Genomic DNA, 5,557 nt, shown 5'->3' with positions numbered 1-5,557 from the left:
GTACCGGATCGTCGGCGAGGATGAAGCGGACCCGGCCAAAGGAACGATCTCCTACATGTCGCCACTTGCCCAAGCGCTAATGCAGAAGAAGGTCGGCGACGTTGCGTCTGCGGGAGCCGCCGAGGTCGAGATCATCGGCATCGCATAGCCCTTTTGCGTCTCCCAGACCTCCTGTGCCGTCTGCGACAAGCTCCTATATGCGCGGATCGTGCAAGAGCACGCGATCGGAAAGAGGAGGCTATCATGGTCAAGCTTGGTCTCTACGTGCGTCTCGAGGCAAAGCCCGGCAAGGAAGCGGAAGTCGAGAGTTTTCTGAAATCGGCGCTGCCGCTCGTCGAGGCGGAACCGGGCACGAAGGCGTGGTTCGCCCTCAAGATGAGCCCTGGCACTTTCGGCATTTTCGATGTTTTCGATGACGACAGCGGTCGTCAGGCACATTTGTCGGGGAAGGTCGCGAAGGCCCTGATGGAGAAATCGTCCGATCTTTTCGCGAACGCCCCGGAAATTCAGAGGCTCGATCTCACGGCCGCGAAGCTGCCGCATTAGCGCTTTGACGGGCGCGCTGCGACGAAACTATAGTTTCTCCAGTTCTGGCGAAATCTACGATCTCTTAGGGGACGTCGATTCGGTTCTTGGAGATGCGCGATGTTTTCCTGCACGCCAGCCGATGATGACGCGACAGCCGATCATGCCGGCTGCCTATGCCACAGGCCGGAACTGCAATCCCTCACGCGCCGGATCGGAGTGGACCTCTCAAGGCGAGGCTTTGTAGCCGGCGTTGCCGCTTCGGTCGGCTTCCTCGGCGTGTCGAAACGCGCAGGCGCACAATCCGCGCTCGTGCCGCCGCGACCGATTTTGTTCACGAACGTGCGCGTGTTCGACGGAAAGGCGAGCGCCTTGCGCGAAGGGCGTCGCATCCTCGTCGAGGGCAATCAGATCAAGTCGGTAGGAGACGGCAGTCTCGCGACCCCTGATGGCGCGCAGGTGATCGATTGTGGCGGTCGTGTCGTGATGCCGGGCCTCATCGACGCACACTGGCACGCCATGTTCGCGGCGCTTCCGCTTCAGGCACTGATGAGTTCGGACATTGGTTATGTCCATCTCGCCGCGAGCGCGGAAGCCGAGCGTACGCTGATGCGTGGTTTTACAACGATCCGCGATCTCGGCGGTCCTTCTTACGCCTTGAAACAGGCGATCGACGAGGGGGTGGTGGTGGGCCCCCGCATCTATCCGTCCGGTCCGATGATCACGACGACGGGCGGACATGGCGATTTGCGTCCGGTGACCGAGCTGCCCAGGGTCGCTGGTGGAGCGCTGAGCGCCGGCGAGCAGGCGGGCGGAAACATGATCGCCGACAGCCCCGACGAGATCCGGCTACGTGTTCGCGAGCAACTCCTTCAGGCCGCTTCGCAGATCAAGCTCGTTGGAGGCGGTGGTGTATCCTCACCCCGAAGCCCTCTCGACATGTCTACGTTCAGTGTGCCCGAACTGCGTGCGGGCGTGGAAGTGGCAGAAGATTGGGGCACCTATGTCACGACCCACGCCTACGCTTCACACACGATCCAGCGGGCAATCGCGGCCGGCTCCAGATGCATCGAGCATGGGCATCTGATGGACGAGGCAACGGCGAAGCTGATTGCCGAGAAGGGGGTCTGGTTGAGCACCCAACCCTTCGTCGGCGACGAAGATTCCGTCCCGCTGACCGGTCAAAGCCGCATCAAGCAGCTCCAGGTCATCGCCGGCACGGACAGCACCTATAGACTCGCGAAGAAGTACAACATCAAGACCGCATTCGGCTCCGATCTCCTGTTTTCAGGCACGCTGACGGCGCGGCAAAACGCCATGCTCACGCATCTCACTCGCTGGTACACGAACGCCGAATTGCTGACGATGGCAACCGCCACCAATGCAGACCTGCTCGCTCTCTCAGGGCCGCGCAACCCCTATCCCGGGAAGCTCGGAATCGTCGAAGAAGGCGCGTTCGCCGACTTGCTCCTCGTCGACGGCAATCCGTTGGAGAACGTCAGGCTGATCGAGGATCCCGCCAAGAACTTCCTCATCATCATGAAGGATGGGAAGATCTATAAGAACACGCTCGCCGCCTAGGAACTTGCTGGCGCGTATTCCCCTACATCGCCTGTGGTGCCGGCAGCATCAGAGGGTCGCGGAACGTCACGATTTGCCGAACGCCTTCCGTTCCGATGACCTCCATGTTGGCGAGGCCGCCAGCACTCTCGTCCGCATAGAGCTCGGATGGATTCTCGATGAGGTGATCGATCCCGTCGAGAGCGATCTCCATGACATCGCGTTTCGGATCATAGACGAGGCCGATGAGCGGCAGCCATGTCGCCTCGTTTTGCACACCGAGCGCAGGGGAGAGGATCTGGACTTCCGCCAGCCGTCCCTGCAGGCCTTTGGAGACACGGTCGCAAAACGGTTTCCACTGGTTGCGATCGAGCTTGCGAATGGTCATGGCGAACTCCGTTGATTGTCGTTCGACCTGCGAAGGAAACATCCTCAAGAGGGCGCGATGTGCCTCTCGATCTCCTGGGGCGTGAACTTCGTCAGGTCTTTGTCGATTTCACTGATGACGAGTTTTTTCAGCGCAGGCGAGAGTTCCTGACGGAGGTAGGACAGGGTGCGCGGCGGGGCGACGATCATCAGTCCCGGCAACGGCTCCTTCTGATGCAATGCTTTGATTGCCTCGACGACGTCCTTGGCAAACTGGAACTCGGCCCGCTCGTGCCAATCGGTCTGTTCCATCGCGCTTCGCTGGTGACCCACGCTCTGGAATGAGCGCCCGGGCCGATCGGTACCTTGCGCGTGCGTCGGCGGATTATCCTGCGCTTCCATGGACTTCTTCAGGTGCAAACGGGGCTGGAGCGTCGTACCGGTGTCATCGAACAGAAACGCTTTTCGTCCATCGGCGACGGCTACCAAGGCGCGGGGGCGCGAGTGCACCATATCGATATCCTCCTCACAACAAGAGCGTGCTTGCTCCTTGATCTAGGGCGCATGACCGAAACGACCAACGATGCCGCACCTGCCGCTTGCGCTTCCGCGCCAGACCGGATTACCAACGCCTCGCGCGCCCGATTGGCATCGTGAAAGGCCTGTCTTGAAGATTTTTGATGTAGTGGTGATCGGCGCCGGAGCGGCCGGCATGATGTGCGCCATCGAGGCCGGGAAGCGCGGGCGGTCCGTGCTCATCCTCGATCACGCATCCGCGCCAGGAGAGAAAATCCGCATCTCGGGCGGCGGGCGCTGCAATTTTACCAATCTTCACGCTGCGCCGGCGAACTATCTTTCGCAGAACCCGCGCTTCTGCATCTCCGCTCTACGCCGCTACACGCAGGGCGATTTCATCGCGCTCGTCGAACGTCATGGCATTGCCTATCACGAGAAGACGCTGGGCCAGCTGTTCTGCGACGGTTCCGCAAAGGAGATCATCGCCCTGCTGGTGGGGGAAATGAAGCAGCATGGCGTCGACTTGCGTCTGAACACTTCGGTCATCCGGACCGAGCGGGACGCCGATGGCTTTGCGCTGCAGCTCTCGACCGGCGCCGTGAAATGCCGTTCGCTCGTCGTAGCGTGTGGTGGAAAGTCGATCCCGAAGATGGGAGCGACCGGCCTCGGCTACGATATCGCCGCGCAATTCGGCCTGCACGTCCTGGACACCCGACCCGCGCTCGTACCGCTCACGCTGGAGCCTCATGCCTTGGAGCGGTTGAAACCACTTGCAGGCGTAGCCGTCGATGCCATTGCAACAAAGGGCAAGACGCGCTTTTCGGAAGCGATGCTGTTTACCCACCGCGGCTTGAGTGGACCTGCCATTCTTCAGATCTCATCCTATTGGCGCGAGGGGGACGAGATCGAGATCGCGATGGCTCCAGACTTTGCGGTTTACGATGTCCTGCGTGGCGCGCGGGCGGAAAACGGTCGCCAGGCCCTTCAGACGGCCCTCGCAGCATTCCTGCCAAAGCGCCTGGCGCAATTGATCGCCGAGGCGGAGGAGGGGGTGACACGCAAGAACCTTGCCGATTTCTCGGACAAGGATCTGCAGCGGATCGACGCGGCGGTGAACCGATGGCGCTTCAAGCCAGCCGGTTCTGAGGGATACCGGACAGCCGAAGTGACGCTCGGCGGCGTCGATACGGCCGCGCTGGATTCGCGTACGATGGAAGCGAAATCCGTACCCGGCCTTTATTTCATCGGCGAAGTCGTAGACGTCACAGGCTGGCTCGGCGGATATAATTTTCAATGGGCGTGGTCGTCGGGATGGTGCGCCGGTCAGGTGGCCTGAGCCAACCCCGTCAATCCTCGTCGTCGAGTGTGAAGCCCGCTCGCAGCACGACCTGATAATGTCGCACCTTGCCGTCCGCGACTTGGCCGCGCGTCTGCACGACTTCGAACCAACGCAGATTACGCAAGGTCTTGCTGGCCCGCTCGATCGCTGCCTGAATCGCACCTTCGATACTCTTGTCGGAAGAACCGACCAGCTCGATGATCTTGTAAACGTGATCGTCCATGTCGCGCTCCCGTGGATTGAGGCTTGGGAGGTAGCGCACCTAAGCCGATGGGGAAGCGGCATACGCAGTTGATGCTGCCGATGGATGAGGATTGACCGGCCGCGTGACGAGCGGATGATAGAGGCTCAACGATGGAAGGGCGCATCATGGGTGCCAACGCTTGGCCCGAGTTACCATATTCCTCCTGGCGCGAGACCGCCGCCACCCTCCAGCTTTGGACGCAGGTCGTCGGCAAAATCCGCCTCGCGCTGTCGCCGTGGCTCAATCATGGTTGGCAGGTGACGCTCTACGTGTCCGCTCGGGGTCTGGCGACATCGCCAATCCCCTATGGTCAAGACATCTTCGAGATTGAATTCGACTTCGTCCACCATCGCCTTTTGGTGCGGACGAGCCGCGGCGAGGAACGCGCGATCCCGCTCGAACCACAGAGCGTCGCGGATTTCTATCGCCGCGTCATGGACCTGATGGCGGATCTCGGGATCAAGGTTTCGATCGACGAAATGCCGAACGAGATCGCTAATCCGATCCGCTTCTCGGAGGACCGCACCCACGCGTCCTACGATCCGGACGCAGTGCACCGATTCTGGCGCGCGCTCGTGCAGGTCGATCGGGTGTTCAAGCACTTTCGGAGCGGGTTTCTCGGGAAGGCGAGCCCCGTGCATTTCTTCTGGGGCAGCTTCGATCTTGCTGTGACGCGCTTCTCAGGGCGCCGAGCGCCGCCCCATCCCGGTGGCGTGCCGGGGCTTCCGGACGACGTCACACGTGAAGCCTACTCGCACGAGGTGAGCAGCGCCGGATTTTGGCCGGGCAGCGAAGCGTTTCCCCAGGCGGCGTTCTACTCCTATGCGTATCCCGGTCCACCGGGTTTCGCTGAGAGCCCTGTGCCGGATGCGGCGCGGTTCGACGCGGCACTCGGGGAGTTCATTCTGCCCTACGATGCGGTTCGCGACGCGCCCGATCCCGATGCGCTGCTGCTCGCCTTTTTGACGGCGACATATGACGCCGCCGCCGACAAGGGCGGGTGGGAC

General features: G+C 61.5%; 8 protein-coding genes. 5 read left to right on the top strand and 3 right to left on the bottom strand.

The features are described from left to right. The 3 genes from AC1DT3_RS11005 to AC1DT3_RS10995 form a co-directional block, all read left to right on the top strand. Positions 1-148, top strand: a 148-nt coding sequence (locus tag AC1DT3_RS11005; protein ID WP_477465299.1) for a GreA/GreB family elongation factor, incomplete at its 5' end; no start/stop codon positions are given. A gap of 95 nt (positions 149-243) precedes the next feature. Next, a complete protein-coding gene (locus AC1DT3_RS11000; protein WP_477465298.1) occupies positions 244-546 on the top strand; it encodes a putative quinol monooxygenase in 303 nt (100 codons plus the stop codon). Positions 547-645: 99 nt separating this feature from the next. Next, positions 646-2,106: a metal-dependent hydrolase family protein gene (locus AC1DT3_RS10995; RefSeq protein ID WP_477465297.1), complete on the top strand. Its 1,461-nt coding sequence runs from the start codon at positions 646-648 to the stop codon at positions 2,104-2,106. Positions 2,107-2,128: 22 nt separating this feature from the next. Here AC1DT3_RS10995 and AC1DT3_RS10990 read toward each other — a convergent pair whose 3' ends face one another. Continuing rightward, positions 2,129-2,473 carry a DUF5335 domain-containing protein gene (locus AC1DT3_RS10990; protein WP_477465296.1) on the bottom strand — a complete coding sequence of 115 codons (345 nt, stop codon included), beginning with the start codon at positions 2,471-2,473 and terminating at the stop codon, positions 2,129-2,131. Between the two features lie 44 nt (positions 2,474-2,517). Beyond that, complete coding sequence (locus AC1DT3_RS10985) at positions 2,518-2,964, bottom strand: host attachment protein (RefSeq protein ID WP_477465295.1); 447 nt, start codon at positions 2,962-2,964, stop codon at positions 2,518-2,520. A 154-nt stretch (positions 2,965-3,118) separates the two neighbouring features. On the opposite strand from AC1DT3_RS10985, the gene AC1DT3_RS10980 reads away from it, so the two are divergent. Further along, positions 3,119-4,303, top strand: coding sequence for a BaiN/RdsA family NAD(P)/FAD-dependent oxidoreductase (locus tag AC1DT3_RS10980; protein WP_477465294.1), 1,185 nt, complete (start codon positions 3,119-3,121; stop codon positions 4,301-4,303). Between the two features lie 10 nt (positions 4,304-4,313). Here the strand turns inward: AC1DT3_RS10980 and AC1DT3_RS10975 are convergent, their stop codons facing one another. Continuing rightward, the gene (locus tag AC1DT3_RS10975) at positions 4,314-4,529 is read right to left on the bottom strand and encodes a dodecin (protein WP_477465293.1); all 216 of its coding nucleotides are present in this window, start codon (positions 4,527-4,529) and stop codon (positions 4,314-4,316) included. A gap of 146 nt (positions 4,530-4,675) precedes the next feature. Between AC1DT3_RS10975 and AC1DT3_RS10970 the strand changes: the two genes are divergently transcribed. Further along, the coding region (locus AC1DT3_RS10970; RefSeq protein WP_477465292.1) for a DUF5996 family protein at positions 4,676-5,557 on the top strand (882 nt) is incomplete at its 3' end.

It is taken from the genome of Microvirga sp. P4_G7 (assembly GCF_056401005.1).
Note: the sequence above shows the minus strand (reverse complement) of the source record. Positions and strands in the feature narration are given on the sequence as shown.

What these genes read in the sequence shown, in the direction of transcription:
- AC1DT3_RS11000 (WP_477465298.1), top strand. Translation starts at nt 244, where the DNA reads ATGGTCAAGCTTGGTCTCTACGTGCGTCTCGAGGCAAAGCCCGGCAAG.
- AC1DT3_RS10995 (WP_477465297.1), top strand. Translation starts at nt 646, where the DNA reads ATGTTTTCCTGCACGCCAGCCGATGATGACGCGACAGCCGATCATGCC.
- AC1DT3_RS10990 (WP_477465296.1), bottom strand. Translation starts at nt 2,473, where the DNA reads ATGACCATTCGCAAGCTCGATCGCAACCAGTGGAAACCGTTTTGCGAC.
- AC1DT3_RS10985 (WP_477465295.1), bottom strand. Translation starts at nt 2,964, where the DNA reads ATGGTGCACTCGCGCCCCCGCGCCTTGGTAGCCGTCGCCGATGGACGA.
- AC1DT3_RS10975 (WP_477465293.1), bottom strand. Translation starts at nt 4,529, where the DNA reads ATGGACGATCACGTTTACAAGATCATCGAGCTGGTCGGTTCTTCCGAC.